This window comes from Pseudomonas sp. HP_12 (genome assembly GCF_055283955.1).
This window is the reverse complement of record NZ_JBTOQG010000060.1, coordinates 163,849-178,647: the sequence shown is the minus strand read 5'-3', so window position 1 is coordinate 178,647 and position 14,799 is coordinate 163,849. Positions and strand designations below refer to the sequence as shown.

Genomic DNA, 14,799 nt, shown 5'->3' with positions numbered 1-14,799 from the left:
CGGTCTTGAGCCTGTGCGGCCGAGACCGATCTGTGAATCAAGCCGCTCTGGCCGGCGCTGGTATCCGCAGATTGCAGAGCGCCCCTAGACCCACCAGCACAATCCCTCCACACGCCGCTGCGACAAATCCCATGGCAGGGGAAACACTGTCGATCGCGAATCCCACAATCGGCGCGGACAATGTTTGGCCTATTCGATACGCCGAATCGTGCAACCCCATCACTTCACCTCTCACGCTGGAAGGCGCCAGCTTGGCGACGGCTTCAGAACCTGCGGCCAGCGTCGGTGTGCACAGCAGATTGGTGGGCAGCAGCGCGAGCATCAGCCACCACCAGACGTCATCAAAGAAAACCACGGGCAGCAGCAGGAGACTCATTGCCAAGGCGAGTTTCATCTGCGACCACGACCTGTGGACATTCCCATGAACGTATCCACCCACAATGGACGCAATCGACATGGCGGCGATGACGTATCCGGTGAAAGCAAGTTGATCGCTGGCGCGCAGCACAGCGATCAGTGCCAGCTCGGTGCCGTAGAGCACGAACAACGCACCCGCACTGACAAACATCACGGCCAGCAGACGGCCGCTCATCCATGTGCGGAGTTTGGGTCGGACGCGATCAGGATTTGCGGCGACTTCGTCAACGTTGCGCGTCGGCCAGTTCAACACATAGAGCACGACATAGGAGAGCGCCCGCCAGAGGCCGATGCCCGCCAGCGTGGCCGTCGCCGAATACGTGGTGATGAGCAAAATGCCGCTCGCCGGCCCAATGACGAATGAGAGTTCCATAAGCATCATGTTGAGAGAATACGCAGGCCGGCGCTGATCCTCCGGCACCAGACTGGCGATGAACTGCCTGGCGAGCGAGCCCGTTGGCACGGTAAAGAGACCGGCAACAAAAGCCAGAAAGACATAGAGCCAGTAACTCACCATCGGTAGCAACACCCAGGCGAGGGTCGACAGCGTCCCGCACACGGCCACTACCGGGCGCAGGCCATGACGGTCAATCATCCGGCCGAGAAGGGGAGAGCCCACCGCAAACCCGAGGGCGGTCGCTGTCCCCACCACGCCCGCATCAAAATAACTACCGCCCATTTCGTTGAGTACATGCAAGCTCAGCGTGAGCCCCATGATGGTCAGCGGCAAACCCGCAACGAACATGAACAATGTCGCGGGCAGCACTCGTGGGATGGCCAGCACTCTCTGGTATTTGCGAATCGACATATAACTGAGGCTCCTTGGTCTTACATCTGTCCTGATGCAACGGGTCATTCGACGGGTTCTTTAAGTTTTTGCCGCTGTCATGGCCCAATCGAGGCGCAGTGACACAGTCCTGCCCAATAAAAACTATCGTTCGAGTTTCAGGGCCAAATTATTGGCTGACAGGGCATGCAGGTAATCCGCGTCCCGATTAGGGATGCCAATTAGACGCGCTCCACGCCCAGTGTATCGTTCAGGCTCAACACCATTTCCAACCCTCGCGATATCGCGCGTCTTCGACAGCGTGAGCGTCACAGCGGTGAATGGATCGAACCGACATGACCCTGATCGCGCGCGGAGGCAGTATGAATACGTTGGGTGACCTGGCGTTCAGACGAAACAACAACTTCAATCTGATCAGAATGCTTGCCGCCACTGCGGTATTGATCTCCCACAGTTACCCTCTCGCACTCGGCCATGATGCGGTCGAGCCGCTCTCGGACTGGATTGGCCTTTCCCTCGGGGAACTGGCAGTAATCACATTCTTCTGCGTCTCCGGCTTTTTTATCTCGCTTAGCCGTGATCGCGCCGGCAGTACAGTGGATTTCTTCACTGCTCGGTTTTTGCGCATCTACCCTGGTCTGACACTCGTGCTGCTGCTCAGCGCGTTTCTGATCGGGCCGTTGTTTACGACACTGAGTGCGTCGGAATATTTCCGCTCAGGTGATACATACGGTTATCTGACCCACAATTTGACGCTCTTCAGCATGAAATTCCAGCTCCCGGGCGTGTTCGAGAACACCCCTTGGCCCGGCATCAATGGGTCGCTGTGGACGCTCTTCTATGAGGTCGCTCTCTACATTCTGGTCGGCACGCTTGGCGCATTAGCCTTTTTCAGCGAAGGGCGAAAGTTCACCGGCTTTCTACTGTGTTACGCGGCGCTGTACGTCGCCTTCAAATGCTTGATGTTGAGCAGCGCTCTGCTCAATGACTTCCACCGTGCCGAGTTTTTCTTCAGGTGGAGTTTACCGTTTGTGCTGGGAATGTCCTTCTATCGATATCGTCATCACATCGCGCATCGATTCATCGGCTTCCTGCCTTTTGCCGTATTAGCCGCCTGCACATGGCGCACGCCGTATTTCTTCGAGTGCTTTACCGTGGCGTGGACGTATCTGATTTTCTACCTCGGGTTTGCAACCCACCCCGTGGTCGACCGTTACAACCAGCTGGGTGATTACTCATACGGCGTTTATATCTATGCCTTCCCGATTCAGGAAATCCTCGCCCACCTGCTCAAAGGTATCGGCCCCGCCAGCATGATGTTTCTCGCGTTCCCGCTTGCGTTAGTGGCAGCGGTCTTCTCCTGGCATTTCATTGAGAAGCCAGCTATGGCCTGGCGCCGTGGGCTGACTACGGTTCTGGGTAGTGGAATGGACACCTTGAAAACCCGCTGGGCGAGGACCGCGAAGCGCACTGCATAACGACCTGCGTACCGAAAGCGCCGAGTAACGCATCCAGTATCGATTCAACAGGGAGTTGGGGATGAAGAGGTTTCAAGTGCTGGACGGCTTTAGGGGCATCTGCGCACTCAGCGTTGCGGTCTATCACATCCACATTCCACAGAGCTTCGGCGAGTGGGCGTTCTTCAGGAATGCTCATTACCTGGTGAGCTTTTTCTTTGTCCTGAGCGGATTCGTCATGGTCCACACCTACGGACAGCGGCTCGCAACGACGGACCAGTTCAGGCAGTTCTTTATCACCCGCACCTTCCGACTGTACCCCCTGCACGTCTTTGTGCTCGTGCTCGCCATCGCATTGGAGGTGGTGAAGCTGGCCGCAGAGCATGCTGGCATAGCGTTCAATCAGCCGAGCTTCACCGGACAGCGCGCGCCCCGGGAAATCATCCCCAACCTGCTTCTGTTGCAATCGTGGTGGCCGGGATTCAATCCGCAGTCATTCAACTTTCCGGCGTGGAGCATCAGTGTCGAGTACTACATCTACATGATCTTCGCGGGGATACTCTTGTGTACGCCACGCCTTGCCACGCTGATATTTCTGATGATTTCGTTGGTAGCTGTGGTCTGTTTGTCCTTGGAACTTGCCTCTCTGATGGAGCCCGCATTGCAGGGACTGTCCTGTTTCTTTGCAGGGGTGATGACCTATCATCTCTATCAGGTTATCCACACCAAGAGCATTTCGCGCTGGCTGCACACTGCCCTGGAAGTAGTCGGGATTTGGCTCACAGTGAGTGTGCTGCTGAGTAACATCGATCACAAACAGATCGGTCTGATGCTGGTGTTCTGCGCGGTCATGTTGATTTTCTCCTTCGAGGGAGGGGTGATCTCGACCTTGCTGAAAGCTCGCCCGTTCGAGAAGCTGGGCGTGCTGTCCTACTCGATCTACATGACCCATGCGATGGTACTGTTCGCCTTCACCCTGGGCATGCTTCTGTTAGGGAAAGTCACCGGCTACACCTTTGTCACTTACGCTGCTGCGGCGCCAGGCCCGATGCTTTCATTCAATAACGCAATGGCTGATAACTTCCTGCTGCTTGGCCTGTCAATCATCATCGTGGGCATATCTGCGGTCAGCTACCGCCTCATTGAACAGCGCGGTATCGAATGGGGCAAACGCTTGAGCAGGAGAGGGCGGACCACCTCGCCGATTAGTCCAAGGAAGACCGTTAGCCAAACCTCTAGACAAAAAAAGCCCCAATCGATTCGCATCGTTGGGGCTGTTTTGATAGCGGGTGAACCTTAGAAATCCAGGTTCGATACCGCCAGTGCGTTGGCTTCAATGAAGTCGCGGCGTGGTTCTACTGCATCACCCATCAGGGTGTTGAAGATCTGATCAGCGCCGATGGCGTCTTCGATCGTCACCTTAAGCATACGTCGCACGCTCGGATCCATCGTGGTTTCCCACAACTGATCAGGGTTCATCTCACCAAGACCCTTATAGCGCTGGATGGTGTGACGCTTGGTGCTCTCTGCCATTAGCCAGGCCAGCGCTTCCTTGAACTCGGTGACCGCTTTCTTGCGCTCGCCACGTTGCACGTAAGCGCCTTCTTCCAGCAGCGTGCTGATCTGCGCACCCAGCGCAGTGACTGTTTTGTAGTCATTGCTACCAAAGAAATCGCGGTTGAACGTCACGTAGTTGGACAGACCATGGGAGATCAGCTCGACCTCTGGCAGCCACACGTTACGCTCGCGGTCTTCGCGCAAGCTGGCTTTGTAGACCAGGCCGGATTTCTCACCCACACGCAGACGTTCATCAAACTTCGCCAGCCACTCTTGCATGGCTGCGTGATCCGACAGCTGCTCCATTGGTACAGCCGGCAGGTAGACGAAGTGCTCGGTCAGCTCTTGCGGGTACAGGCGGGACAGACGTTTCAAGGTCTTCATGACCATACGGAAATCGTGAACCAGTTTCTCCAGTGCTGCGCCGGAGATGCCAGGTGCCGATTCGTTCAGGTGCAGGCTCGCATCTTCCAGGGCCGACTGGGTCATGTACTCTTCCATGGCCTCGTCGTCTTTGATGTACTGCTCTTGCTTGCCTTTCTTCACCTTGTACAGCGGCGGCTGGGCAATGTAGATGTAGCCACGCTCAACCAGTTCCGGCAATTGACGGAAGAAGAAGGTCAGCAACAGAGTACGGATGTGCGAACCGTCGACGTCGGCATCGGTCATGATGATGATGTTGTGGTAGCGCAGCTTCTCGATGTTGTATTCGTCACGGCCGATACCGCAGCCCAGTGCCGTGATCAACGTGCCCACTTCCTGGGACGAGATCATCTTGTCGAAGCGCGCCTTTTCCACGTTCAGGATCTTGCCCTTGAGTGGCAGGATGGCCTGAGTCTTACGGTTCCGTCCCTGCTTGGCGGAGCCGCCAGCAGAGTCACCTTCCACGAGGTACAGTTCGGAAAGGGCAGGGTCCTTTTCCTGGCAGTCAGCCAGTTTGCCGGGCAGGCCGGCAATATCCAGCGCACCTTTGCGGCGAGTCATCTCACGGGCTTTACGCGCAGCTTCACGAGCACGTGCCGCGTCGATCATCTTGCCGACGACGGCTTTCGCTTCGTTCGGGTTCTCGAGCAGGAAATCAGAGAAGTATTTGCCCATCTCCTGTTCAACCGCGGTCTTCACTTCCGAAGACACCAGCTTGTCTTTCGTCTGCGAGCTGAACTTTGGATCAGGGACTTTGACGGAGATGATCGCCGTCAGGCCTTCACGCGCGTCGTCGCCGGTGGTGGCGACTTTGTGCTTCTTCGCCAGACCTTCCTGCTCGATGTAGTTGTTCAGGTTACGCGTCAGGGCAGAACGGAAACCCACGAGATGAGTACCACCGTCGCGCTGCGGAATGTTGTTGGTGAAGCACAACAGGTTTTCGTTGAAGCTGTCATTCCACTGCAGAGCAATCTCAACGCCGATGCCATCCTCACGCTGGATGTTGAAGTGAAAGACCTGGTTCACAGGCGTCTTGTTGGTGTTCAGGTATTCAACGAATGCCCGCAGACCACCTTCATATTTGAACAATTCTTCCTTGCCGCTACGCTCGTCTTTAAGAACGATACCCACGCCGGAGTTCAGGAAAGACAGCTCACGAATCCGCTTGGCCAAAATGTCCCAGCTGAAGTGAATGTTTTTGAAGGTTTCAGAGGAAGGCTTGAAGTGGATCTCTGTTCCAGTGGTGTCACTTTCGCCAACGATTTGCATCGGCTCTTGTGGAACACCGTGTACGTACGTCTGTTCCCAGACTTTTCCACTACGGCGAACGGTGAGATTCAAAACCTCGGACAGCGCGTTGACGACTGAAACGCCCACACCGTGCAGACCGCCGGATACCTTGTAGGAGTTATCGTCAAACTTACCGCCTGCGTGCAACACAGTCATGATGACTTCGGCAGCGGACACGCCTTCTTCTTTGTGCACATCAACAGGAATGCCACGACCGTTGTCGCGAACAGTGATCGACTCATCCGGGTGAATGATGATGCTTATGTCGTCACAGTGACCGGCCAACGCCTCGTCGATCGAGTTGTCCACAACCTCGAACACCATATGGTGCAGGCCGCTGCCGTCGTCTGTGTCGCCGATATACATACCAGGACGTTTGCGTACGGCATCGAGCCCTTTCAGCACTTTGATACTGGTCGAGTCGTACGTTTGGTTTTCGCTCATGCCTTCACTCCCGGTGGTCGTGGGTCTGGGTGATATTGCCGTGTTCCACGTGGAACAAAGCAACTGGCGTTTCCGTATGCCAGCCTTCCCTCAACAATTCATGATCTACGCAGGTGATGAATACCTGGCAGCGTAATTCTTCCAACAGGCGACATAGCGCACTGCGGTGATTCTCATCGAGCTCTGATGGCAGATCGTCGACGAGGTAAATACATTGGCCACGACGGGCCGTACTGACTAAATGTCCCTGAGCAATGCGGAGGGCGCAGACCACGAGTTTCTGTTGCCCGCGAGAAAGAATGTCCGCCGCGTTGTGACCGCCGAGTCGCAGCCGTAAATCTGCGCGTTGAGGCCCTGCCTGGGTGTGACCCATCTGCTGATCACGGTAGAGGGACGACGCGAGTACGTCACTCAGGTTTTTTTCCTTGTCCCATCCTCGATAGTAACTAAGCGTCAGCCCATCGATCTGAACAAGCTCACTCAGGGTTTGCTCGAACACCGGCTTCAGCGCCTTGATATAGGCGCGCCGAAACTCGTCAATTTCATCGCTCGCAACGCACAGCTCACGGTCCCATGCGGCCTGTGAAGCGGCGTCAAGTGTACCATGGCGAAGCCACGAGTTCCGCTGCCTGAGGGCCTTCTGAAGCCGCTGCCAAGTCGACATAAAACGAGGTTCCACGTGGAACACTCCCCAATCCAGAAACTGACGCCGGATCTTGGGAGCACCTTCAAGCAACCGGAAGCTGTCGGGATTGATCAGCTGCAGTGGCAACGTCTCGGCGAGTTGCGCGGCACTTTTCGCATTCTGACCATCGATGCGAATCTGAAAATCCCCCTGACGGTCACGTGAGACGCCAAGACTACTGTGGCCACCTTCAGCGAGTTCAACCTGGCCAAAGACCGTGCATGCAGGTTGTTCGTATTGAATGACCGGTTGCAGCCGAACGCTGCGGAAGGAGCGCGCCAAACCGAGTAGATAGATGGCTTCCAGGACACTGGTTTTCCCACTGCCGTTAGCGCCGTACAAGATGTTAATGCGGGGAGAAGGGGAGAAGGTCACCGGGTGCAGATTGCGCACCCCGGTGACCGAGACGCGGCTAAGAGACATTAATCAACTGCTGTTACAGACGCATCGGCATAACGACATAGGCCGAGTCGTCATTGCCGGACTCCTGCACCAAGGCGCTGCTGTTCGAATCCGAAAGAATCAGACGGACTTGCTCTGTGGTCATGACACCCAATACGTCGAGCAGATAGCTAACGTTGAATCCGATCTCAAGTGAGCTGCCGTTGTAGTCGACGCTGATTTCTTCCTCGGCTTCTTCCTGCTCCGGGTTGTTCGCTTGAATCTTCAGCTGACCGTTCGCCAACTGAAGGCGGATACCCCGATACTTCTCGTTAGAGAGAATCGCGGTCCGGCTGAACGCCTCGCGCAGCGCCTGACGATCGCCTACGACCAGCTTGTCGCCGCCCTTGGGCAAGACTCGCTCATAGTCAGGGAATTTACCGTCAACCAGTTTCGATGTGAACGTGAACTCACCGGTGGTCGCACGAATATGATGCTGACCCAGCACGATACTGACCAGACCATCTTGCTCGGTCAGCAGTCGTGCCAGTTCAAGGATGCCCTTACGCGGGACGATCACCTGGTGACGGTCAGCCTGCTCGATCTCTGCAGCCATGGAACACATCGCCAGACGGTGACCATCAGTTGCGACCGCGCGGAGAATGCCAGACTGGACCTCAAGCAGCATGCCGTTTAGATAGTAGCGTACGTCCTGCTGAGCCATGGCAAAGCTGGTGCGCTCGATCAACCGGCGCAGTTTGCTTTGAACAAGGCTGAACGTAAGCGAACCCGGGCCTTCCTCGACGGTTGGGAAGTCGTTGGCAGGCAGGGTGGACAGCGTGAAGCGACTACGGCCTGCTTTAACGATCAGCTTCTGCTCATCGAGCTTGATGTCGATAAGGGCGTCATTGGGAATGCTTTTGCAGATGTCCATCAGCTTGCGCGCAGGAACGGTGATTTCCCCCGGCTCTGCAGGCTCTTCCAGTTGGACGCGGCCGACCAGCTCGACTTCCAGGTCAGTACCCGTCAAAGACAACTGCTGGCCCTCTACGACCAGGAGCACGTTTGACAGAACCGGCAAGGTCTGACGGCGTTCGACAACGCCCGCGACCAGTTGCAGGGGTTTCAACAGGGCTTCGCGTTGAATGGTGAAATGCATGGTCTAGTCCCTTGCCTCGATAAGCTGCGTTGGCATCACGTTGTCAAAGTCCGCAGCAGGTTCTTGTAGTCCTCGCGGATGTCCGCATCGGATTCTTTCAATTCGTTGATCTTCCGGCACGCATGCAACACGGTTGTGTGGTCGCGGCCGCCAAACACATCGCCGATTTCGGGAAGGCTGTGGTTGGTCAGTTCCTTGGACAATGCCATTGCCACTTGTCGCGGTCGCGCGACAGATCTGGAACGGCGTTTGGACAGCAGGTCGGAGATCTTGATCTTGTAGTACTCAGCAACAGTCCGCTGAATGTTATCCACACTCACCAGCTTGTCCTGCAACGCGAGCAAGTCCTTCAACGACTCCCGGATGAGCTCGATCGTGATGTCCCGGCCCATGAAGTGTGAGTGAGCGATGACACGCTTCAGCGCACCCTCGAGCTCACGCACATTGGATCGGATGCGCTGCGCGATGAAGAACGCGGCGTCATGAGGGAGGTCGACCTTCGCCTGATCCGCCTTCTTCATCAAAATCGCCACCCGTGTTTCCAGCTCAGGCGGCTCGACCGCGACCGTCAGGCCCCAACCGAAACGAGACTTCAGGCGCTCTTCCAGGCCTTCGATCTCTTTAGGGTAGCGGTCACTCGTTAGAATAACCTGCTGACCCCCTTCGAGAAGGGCGTTAAAGGTGTGGAAAAATTCTTCCTGGGAACGCTCTTTGCGGGCAAAGAATTGAATGTCATCGATCAGCAGTGCATCGACTGAGCGATAAAAGCGTTTGAACTCATTGATTGCATTGAGCTGCAACGCCTTGACCATATCCGCGACAAAACGCTCGGAGTGCAGATACACAACCTTGGCATTCGGGTTTTTCTTGAGCAGGTGGTTACCCACAGCGTGCATCAAGTGAGTTTTACCCAAGCCCACGCCGCCATAAAGGAAGAGAGGGTTATAGCCATGCTTGGGATTGTCCGCTACCTGCCAGGCGGCCGCCCGGGCCAGTTGGTTGGATTTACCTTCGACAAAGTTTTCGAACGTGAATGTCCTGTTCAGATAGCTGGTGTGCTTCAGCGCGCCTTCAACCTGAACATTACGCTGCTCGGCGCGAGCAGGGGCTTGCTGGGAACTGGCGCCAGCCATTGGATCGAAGCTCGCCCGGGAGGGCTCGTCTTCGACATTCAAAGAGGTCTGAATCATCGGAGCAGGCGTCACGACGGACTGCGGTGCCCGTGAGGCCACCGGCGCTTCGCCGGTGGTTACCAGCTGAGCGGCCTGAGATGCGGCGGCGGCTGCAGCGAGCGGTGCATTCGGGGCCGCACGGGGCGCCGAGCTACGCTTGCTGCCTATTAATAAGGAAAGCGCCGGTGTGACTCCCTGACCGTGCTCGCCCAGCAGCTCGAGCAATCGACCTAGGTACTTCTCATTTACCCAGTCCAGCACAAATCGGTTGGGCGCATACACGCGCAGTTCGTCACCTTCGGCTTCAACCTGTAACGGACGGATCCAGGTGTTAAATTGCTGGGCAGGCAGCTCATCGCGCAAAAGCTCAACGCATTGCTGCCAAAGTTCCACTGACACAAATATCCCCTAGATTCTGAAGCCGGCGCGGCAAAAACAAGCGGCCATTGTAACCACCCGTAGCGGACTTATCCACATGAAGGTAGGGCACCAAGGCATCAAACCCGACAAAAATCCCTGAAAAAAACGATCGCCGGTGGATAGTTAAGATCTGTGGATAACCCCGCTTCAGCTCGTTGCATAACCCCCGCCTGAAACCTGTGGATAAAGCACCTGTGCATAACTACACATTCTATGCACAGGTTGTAGCCAGCTGCCGCACAACCGCAGCACCGCTTGTGGACAGACTTTCTTCGCTCTGTACATCAAGCGCTACGTGGCCTGCAGAACCTTATCCACAGAAATTCTCGCCCTAAGCTTTTATAAGCTTTACAAAGAAGCTTTAAATACCTTCCTTCTTTATTTCTATATTTACGTTTCAAGAATGCCTCGTCCGATCACTCGCTGTCGATGGAATGCACTCAGCAAGTAAATGCAAGAAACGTTGGTTGGAAATTGACCTGCGTGCCCGCTTTCTCTAGAATCCCCGGTCTCTTAAAACGGGGGCCATTCCGGCCCGTTGTGGACGAACCAGGTAACACGCCATGAAACGTACTTTCCAACCCAGCACTATCAAGCGCGCTCGCACCCACGGTTTCCGTGCTCGTATGGCCACCAAAAACGGTCGCGCAGTTCTGTCGCGTCGTCGCGCCAAAGGCCGTAAGCGTCTGGCGGTTTGATTAATCGGCACAGGTGGTGAGTCAGGACTTCAGTCGGGAAAAGCGTTTGCTGACACCCCGGCATTTCAAGGCAGTCTTTGACTCCCCCACCGGCAAGGTTCCGGGGAAAAATCTCCTGCTCCTTGTGCGCAACAACGACCTTGATCATCCCCGTCTCGGGCTGGTGATCGGGAAGAAGAGCGTGAAGCTCTCCGTCGAGCGCAACCGTTTGAAACGCCTGATGCGTGAGTCGTTTCGCCTTCACCAGGACAACCTGGTCGGATGGGATATCGTCGTCGTCGCACGCAAAGGCTTGGGTGACATTGAAAACCCCGAATTGATTCAGCATTTCGGCAAGCTCTGGAAACGTCTGGCGCGCAGCCGGCCCGATCCCGAACTTAAAACCGAAACTGCGGGGGTAGACAGTCCTGATGCGTAAACTGGCGCTCGTTCCGATCCAGTTTTACCGCTATGCCATCAGTCCTCTGATGGCCAGTCACTGTCGTTTCTACCCCAGTTGCTCCTGCTACGCGTACGAGGCCATTGAAAATTATGGTCTGGTGCGCGGTGGCTGGCTGACCTTACGTCGCTTAGGTCGGTGTCATCCGTGGAATCCCGGTGGTTATGACCCGGTTCCACCTGCTCCCACCTCCCGTTCCTCTTCGATGGCCGAGTAATCATGGATATTAAACGCACGATCCTGATCGTCGCCCTGGCAATCGTGACCTATGTCGGTGTCCTGAAATGGAACCAGGACTACGGTCAGGCTGCCTTGCCGACTCAGAATGTTGCTGCCAACACCAATACATCCGCTATTCCTGATGCTCCGCAAGGTTCAGCGACTGCCAATGCAGACGTTCCTAGCGCGACCGGCGAAGTGGCTGCGCCGGCGGAAATGCCGGTGGCTACCAGCAAAGATTTGATCCAGGTGAAGACAGACGTCCTCAATCTGGAGATTGATCCGGTAGGCGGCGACGTGGTGCAGCTTCGTTTGCCACTTTATCCACGCCGTCAGGATCACCCCGAGATTCCTTTCCAGCTGTTCGATAACGGCGGCGAGCGGATTTTCCTGGCTCAGAGCGGTCTGACTGGCGCGAACGGTCCTGATGCCCGAGCCACGGGTCGTCCTGTTTATTCGGCTACGCAGAAAAGTTTTCAGCTGGCTGACGGTCAGAACGACCTCGTCGTCGACCTGAAATTCAGCGACGGCGGCGTTAACTACATCAAGCGTTTCACGTTCAAACGCGGCCTGTATGACCTGACCGTTTCTTACGTGATTGACAACCAGAGCGCTCAGGCGTGGAACGGTAACCTGTTCGCACAACTGAAACGCGATGCGAGCGCTGATCCATCCTCGACGACTGCCACCGGTACCGCAACCTATCTGGGTGCTGCCATGTGGACACCTTCGGAACCCTACAAAAAGGTTTCCATGAAGGACATCGACAAAGGGTCGGTTAAGGATACTGTTCAGGGTGGCTGGGTTGCCTGGTTGCAGCACTACTTCGTGACCGCCTGGATTCCGAACAAGACTGACAGCAACACCGTCACCACCCGTAAGGACAGTGCCGGCAATTACATCATCGGTTTCACAGGCCCGGCATTGACGGTCGCACCTGGCGCGAAAGCCGAGACGACTGCAACGCTTTACGCCGGTCCGAAGAGTCAGGCAGTCCTGAAGGAGTTGTCCCCAGGTCTGGAATTGACAGTGGATTACGGGATTCTGTGGTTCATTGCCCAGCCTATTTTCTGGCTGCTGCAACATATCCACAGCATCGTGGGTAACTGGGGCTGGTCGATCATCTTCCTGACCATGCTGATCAAGGGGCTTTTCTTCCCTCTGTCGGCGGCCAGTTACAAATCCATGGCACGCATGCGCGCTGTCGCTCCGCGCTTGGCCGCGCTGAAAGAACAACATGGCGACGATCGTCAGAAGCTTTCTCAGTCGATGATGGAGCTGTACAAGAAAGAGAAGATCAACCCGTTGGGTGGATGCTTGCCGATCCTTGTACAGATGCCGGTGTTCCTGTCGCTGTACTGGGTACTGCTTGAAAGCGTCGAAATGCGCCAGGCACCTTGGCTGCTGTGGATAACCGACCTGTCGATCAAGGACCCGTTCTTTATCCTGCCGATCATCATGGGCGCTACCATGTTCATCCAGCAGCGTTTGAACCCGACACCTCCGGATCCTATGCAGGCCAAGGTCATGAAGCTGATGCCAATCATCTTCACGTTCTTCTTCCTGTGGTTCCCGGCCGGTCTGGTGCTGTACTGGGTAGTGAACAACACCTTGTCCATCACTCAACAGTGGTACATCACCCGCAGCATCGAAGCGAAAGCCAAGAAAGCTGAAGCCTGATCTACCCTGTTAACAAGTTATTCAAAACGCCCCCTCGTGGGGCGTTTTGCTATCCGTCGGTTGCCCAGGAGTCGGCCCATGAACGTACGTTTTGAAACCATTGCGGCCATTGCAACGGCTCCCGGACGAGGAGGCGTCGGTATCGTCCGTATTTCCGGTCCCCAGGCCGGCAAGTGTGCAGAGGCGATTCTCGGCAAACTGCCACAACCTCGGTACGCGCATTACGGCGCCTTCAAGGGAGAAAACGGCGCAGTTATCGACGAAGGCATTGGTCTCTACTTTTCCGGCCCTAACTCATTCACCGGAGAAGATGTGCTCGAGCTTCAAGGGCATGGCGGGCCCGTGGTTCTGGACATGTTGCTGCAACGTTGCGTGCAGTTGGGGTGCCGTCTGGCACGGCCAGGGGAATTCAGTGAGCGCGCATTTCTCAACGACAAGCTCGACCTTGCCCAAGCCGAGGCCATCGCTGACCTTATCGAAGCGAGTTCTGCACAGGCCGCACGTAACGCGTTGAAATCGCTGCAGGGGGCATTTTCCCAGCGAGTGCATGAGCTCACGGAGAAACTGATTAGCCTGCGCATTTATGTCGAAGCAGCAATCGACTTCCCTGAGGAAGAGATCGACTTTCTCGCCGACGGTCATGTTCTGGCCATGCTGGAAAACGTTCGCAGTCAGTTATCCACAGTGCTGCGCGAAGCCAACCAGGGCGCTTTGCTCAGAGATGGCATGAATGTAGTCATTGCGGGTAGACCCAATGCTGGCAAATCCAGTCTGCTGAACGCACTTGCAGGCAAAGAGGCGGCGATTGTGACTGAGATCGCGGGCACAACCCGTGATGTCCTGCGCGAACATATCCACATTGATGGCATGCCTCTCCACGTCGTGGACACGGCCGGGTTGCGCGACACCGACGATCAGGTGGAGAAGATAGGCGTACAACGCGCACTTCAGGCGATAGGTCAGGCAGACCGCATCTTGCTGGTGGTGGATGCGACAGCGCCAGAGGCGGTCGATCCCTTCGCGTTGTGGCCGGAGTTTCTTGATCAACGACCTGATCCTGCCCATGTCACCTTGATTCGTAACAAGGTCGACCTGAGTGATGAGCCGGTGGAACTGGTGACCAGCATCGATGGCCACGTGACCATCAGTCTCAGCGCCAAGGCTGGTGGTGATGGCGTGGAGCTTCTGCGCGAGCATCTAAAGGCGTGCATGGGGTATCAGCAAACCGCTGAAGGAAGCTTCAGTGCAAGACGTCGCCACCTCGAGGCGCTGCACAAGGCAAGCGCCTCTCTTGAGCATGGTCGCTCGCAGCTGACCCTGGCGGGCGCCGGTGAGTTGCTAGCCGAAGATTTGCGCCAGGCGCAGCAGTCCTTGGGCGAAATTACCGGCGCATTCAGCTCGGACGATTTGCTGGGACGAATTTTCTCCAGCTTCTGCATCGGCAAATAACGCCTCGCTCTATCCCCAGGCAGGTCAATCTCTCCGGATCTGCCCCATCTCGATTCATTCTTCTGACTTTTCCAGGCTCCCAATCAATGGCGGGAGGGCGCAATTGCGCCTCAAGTTCCACT

Annotated in this window: 12 protein-coding genes; 7 read left to right on the top strand and 5 right to left on the bottom strand. The window is 56.0% G+C overall.

The features are described from left to right. Positions 1-37 precede the first annotated feature (37 nt). Entirely contained in the window at positions 38-1,225 is a 1,188-nt protein-coding gene (locus tag ACYASU_RS24565) for an MFS transporter (RefSeq protein ID WP_463584357.1), read from the bottom strand. A 314-nt stretch (positions 1,226-1,539) separates the two neighbouring features. Between ACYASU_RS24565 and ACYASU_RS24560 the strand changes: the two genes are divergently transcribed. Together ACYASU_RS24560 and ACYASU_RS24555 are read left to right on the top strand one after the other, a co-directional pair. Then, positions 1,540-2,682 carry an acyltransferase family protein gene (locus ACYASU_RS24560; protein WP_463584356.1) on the top strand — a complete coding sequence of 381 codons (1,143 nt, stop codon included), beginning with the start codon at positions 1,540-1,542 and terminating at the stop codon, positions 2,680-2,682. A gap of 61 nt (positions 2,683-2,743) precedes the next feature. Continuing rightward, entirely contained in the window at positions 2,744-3,961 is a 1,218-nt protein-coding gene (locus ACYASU_RS24555; protein WP_463584355.1) for an acyltransferase family protein, read from the top strand. Here the strand turns inward: ACYASU_RS24555 and gyrB are convergent. From gyrB to dnaA, 4 genes are read right to left on the bottom strand one after another with little or no spacing between them, the layout of a single operon-like run. After that, complete coding sequence (gene gyrB / locus ACYASU_RS24550; protein ID WP_282365446.1) at positions 3,958-6,375, bottom strand: DNA topoisomerase (ATP-hydrolyzing) subunit B; 2,418 nt, start codon at positions 6,373-6,375, stop codon at positions 3,958-3,960. The two genes, ACYASU_RS24555 and gyrB, sit on opposite strands and share 4 nt — an antisense overlap. A gap of 4 nt (positions 6,376-6,379) precedes the next feature. Further along, complete coding sequence (gene recF / locus ACYASU_RS24545) at positions 6,380-7,483, bottom strand: DNA replication/repair protein RecF (RefSeq protein ID WP_463584354.1); 1,104 nt, start codon at positions 7,481-7,483, stop codon at positions 6,380-6,382. A gap of 13 nt (positions 7,484-7,496) precedes the next feature. Beyond that, entirely contained in the window at positions 7,497-8,600 is a 1,104-nt protein-coding gene (dnaN, locus tag ACYASU_RS24540; protein ID WP_065988045.1) for a DNA polymerase III subunit beta, read from the bottom strand. Positions 8,601-8,635: 35 nt separating this feature from the next. Further along, on the bottom strand, positions 8,636-10,171 hold the full coding sequence (gene dnaA / locus ACYASU_RS24535) for a chromosomal replication initiator protein DnaA (protein WP_463584353.1): 1,536 nt from the start codon (positions 10,169-10,171) through the stop codon (positions 8,636-8,638). 584 nt (positions 10,172-10,755) lie between these two features. Between dnaA and rpmH the strand changes: the two genes are divergently transcribed. The 5 genes from rpmH (at position 10,756) to mnmE (ending at position 14,677) form a co-directional block, all read left to right on the top strand. Further along, on the top strand, positions 10,756-10,890 hold the full coding sequence (gene rpmH / locus ACYASU_RS24530; RefSeq protein WP_002551315.1) for a 50S ribosomal protein L34: 135 nt from the start codon (positions 10,756-10,758) through the stop codon (positions 10,888-10,890). A 16-nt stretch (positions 10,891-10,906) separates the two neighbouring features. Then, on the top strand, positions 10,907-11,308 hold the full coding sequence (gene rnpA / locus ACYASU_RS24525) for a ribonuclease P protein component (RefSeq protein WP_122534378.1): 402 nt from the start codon (positions 10,907-10,909) through the stop codon (positions 11,306-11,308). Continuing rightward, the gene (yidD, locus tag ACYASU_RS24520) at positions 11,301-11,546 is read left to right on the top strand and encodes a membrane protein insertion efficiency factor YidD (RefSeq protein WP_074886126.1); all 246 of its coding nucleotides are present in this window, start codon (positions 11,301-11,303) and stop codon (positions 11,544-11,546) included. The genes rnpA and yidD overlap by 8 nt, the downstream gene beginning before the upstream one ends. A gap of 2 nt (positions 11,547-11,548) precedes the next feature. Further along, positions 11,549-13,228: a membrane protein insertase YidC gene (gene yidC / locus ACYASU_RS24515; protein WP_463584352.1), complete on the top strand. Its 1,680-nt coding sequence runs from the start codon at positions 11,549-11,551 to the stop codon at positions 13,226-13,228. A gap of 78 nt (positions 13,229-13,306) precedes the next feature. Beyond that, positions 13,307-14,677, top strand: coding sequence for a tRNA uridine-5-carboxymethylaminomethyl(34) synthesis GTPase MnmE (gene mnmE / locus ACYASU_RS24510; RefSeq protein ID WP_463584351.1), 1,371 nt, complete (start codon positions 13,307-13,309; stop codon positions 14,675-14,677). Positions 14,678-14,799 lie beyond the last annotated feature (122 nt).